The organism is Candidatus Propionivibrio aalborgensis, from assembly GCF_900089945.1.
In the GTDB taxonomy this organism is placed as follows: domain Bacteria; phylum Pseudomonadota; class Gammaproteobacteria; order Burkholderiales; family Rhodocyclaceae; genus Propionivibrio; species Propionivibrio aalborgensis.
The window spans coordinates 1-2,606 of sequence record NZ_FLQY01000288.1; the positions used below are offsets into that span (position 1 = coordinate 1).

Annotated in this window: 2 protein-coding genes; both read left to right on the forward strand. The window is 57.6% G+C overall.

From position 1 onward, the window contains the following. Positions 1 to 1,887: type IV pili methyl-accepting chemotaxis transducer N-terminal domain-containing protein (locus PROAA_RS13055; RefSeq protein ID WP_222102265.1), on the forward strand; the 1,887-nt coding region annotated here is incomplete at its 5' end. Beyond that, a partial coding sequence (locus tag PROAA_RS13060) for a response regulator (protein WP_186411758.1) occupies positions 1,884 to 2,606 on the forward strand: 723 nt, incomplete at its 3' end. The genes PROAA_RS13055 and PROAA_RS13060, both read left to right, overlap by 4 nt.

A 2,606-nucleotide genomic window follows, 5' to 3' on the forward strand; every position in this document is an offset into this window, starting at 1 on the left:
CTAGGCACCAAATTAACCTTGGTGGTGGCGCCCTTCCTGATACTTGTGTTGTGCTCGACAGCCGCGACCTTGTGGGTCTCCTGGCAACTCGACGGTGGCGCAGCGGCAATCAACGAGGCAGGGCGCATGCGGATGCAAACATACCGTTTGGCCTTGTCCGTTGGCACCGGGCAGACGAGCGAGTTGCCCCAGCAAATCGCCCAATTCGATCAAAGCCTGTCCGTCTTGCGCCTGGGCGACCCCGATAGACCGCTCTTCATTCCCTGGGACGATGTCGTCCGTGAGAAATTCGAGAGAGTCGCGCGCAACTGGTCGGAATTCCGCGCCCGCTGGCTGGAAGGCAAACAAACCCAGCTCGATGAGTTGCGCGCAGAAACAGGCGCTTTCGTCGCCGACATCGACGCGCTGGTCATCGGCATTGAAGCGCATATGGCACTGTGGACGTCGCTGCTGTATCTGCTGCAGATGTCCGTGATGGCCATGGCGATTCTGGTCGCGGCACTGTTGATCTATACCGGCTACGTTTTCGTTCTTGAACCGGTGAGCCAGCTCAAGCTGGCCATTGAAAAAATACAGCAGGGAAATTTTGACACGCGCGTAGACCATGCGAGCAGTGACGAATTCGGCATGTTGACCACGGGTTTCAATGGCATGGCCGACAATCTGCAGTCCATGTATCGCAATCTGGAACACAAGGTCGCCGAAAAAACCAGCGAGCTTGAGGAGAAGAAGGAGCGCCTCGAAGGCTTGTACGAAGTGACTACTCTGGTCGCAAATACGACCTCGCTCGACGAATTGGCCCAGGGTTTCATCAAGAGTGTGGCTCGTATTGCCCGGGCAGATGGCGTTACGATTCGCTGGTCGGATCAGGACAATCAGCACTACCTGATGCTGGCGGCTCAGGGCATGCCCCAATCCCTCGTGGATGCCGAGCAATGCATCGACAAAGGCATCTGCCATTGCGGGGCAATCGTCACCGAATCGGGCTTGCGCGTCGTACCGCTTCAGTCGGATTCGGTGGGCCGGCAACTGCTTTGTGCCAGGGCCGGCTTCAAAACTGCAATCAACATTCCGGTCCGCTTGCACGAAAAGCTGATGGGCGAAGTGGACCTGTTCTTCAACGCTAAGGTCAGACCGGCACCAGCGCTTCGCTCCTTGCTGGAAGCCCTCGCCAACCACCTGGCCAGCGCCATGGAAAATCTTCGCCTGAACGCCCTGGAAAAGGAAGCAGCGGTCTCGCAGGAGCGAATCTATCTTGCACGGGAACTCCATGATTCCATTGCGCAGTCTCTGGCCTTCCTGAAAATCCAGGTGCAACTGATGCGCGATGCCGTTCAGTCGGACAATTCCGCCGAAATCCAGGAGGTCCTCGAAGAAATTGCCACCGGTGTCAATGAAAGCTATGGCGATGTGCGCGAGTTGCTGATGCACTTCCGTACGCGCACCAACGCCGAAGACATTGAACCCGCACTGATCACTACCCTGCGCAAATTCGAGCTCCAGAGTGGCATCAAGGCATTGCTCACCGTAAAGGGGCAAGGGATACCGCTTGCGCCGGACACGCAGATTCAGGTGCTGCATATCCTCAAGGAAGCATTGTCGAACGTACGAAAACACGCCAAGGCCTCTCAGGTTAGCCTCAATGTGCAGCAACGCCCGGTCTGGCGCTTTGAAGTGCGTGATGATGGCATCGGTTTCAACGTCAACGACGATCAGCTTGACGAATCGCATGTGGGCCTGCGCATCATGAATGAACGAGCCCAGATCCTTGGTGCCGATCTGGAGGTGCAATCCACCCCGGGTCATGGCAGCTCCATCGTTCTCACGTTACCACCAGCAAACACAATGTCATCAGATGCGTCGGAAACCAAAGGGATTGCAGCATGAACATTGAATCGACTCAGTCCGATTTGCCACCCATTTTGCCACCCATTCGCCTGCTGGTCGTCGACGACCATACGCTCTTTCGCCGCGGCCTGACCGCACTTCTTGCCCGTGATTCCCAATTGAAGGTGGTCGGCGATGCAGCAGACGCCGACGAAGCCCTGCGCAAGGCACGGGAACTTCAGCCCGATATCATTCTGCTGGACAATCACATGCCGGGCGTTAGCGGCGTCGATGCCTTGCCAGGACTATCGGACGTGGCGCCCGCGGCCCGCATACTGATTCTGACCGTCAGTGAAGACGAAGACGATCTTGCCGCCGCGTTGTGCGGTGGTGCGGTCGGCTACTTGCTGAAGACTACGGAAGGTGACGCCTTGACCGCGGCGATCAAGAGTGCGATGCAGGGAGACAGCGTTATCGCACCCGAGATGATGAGCAAGCTGGTAGCCGCCTACCGGGGCGTTGCCTCGGGAGGGAGTTCGAATGCCATTTCCGGATCAGCGAAATCTGAAGCCACTGCGGCCGGAACGACAACGACGTGCGCCGCACTTGACAGTCTGTCCCCGCGAGAGCTCGATGTCTTGCGGGGCATCGCACGCGGCGCCAGCAACAAGGAAATAGCGCGCGAATTCGACATTGCCGAAACTACCGTCAAGATCCACGTCCAGCACGTTCTGCGCAAACTTGACGTCAGTTCGCGTGTTCATGCCGCGGTTATCGCA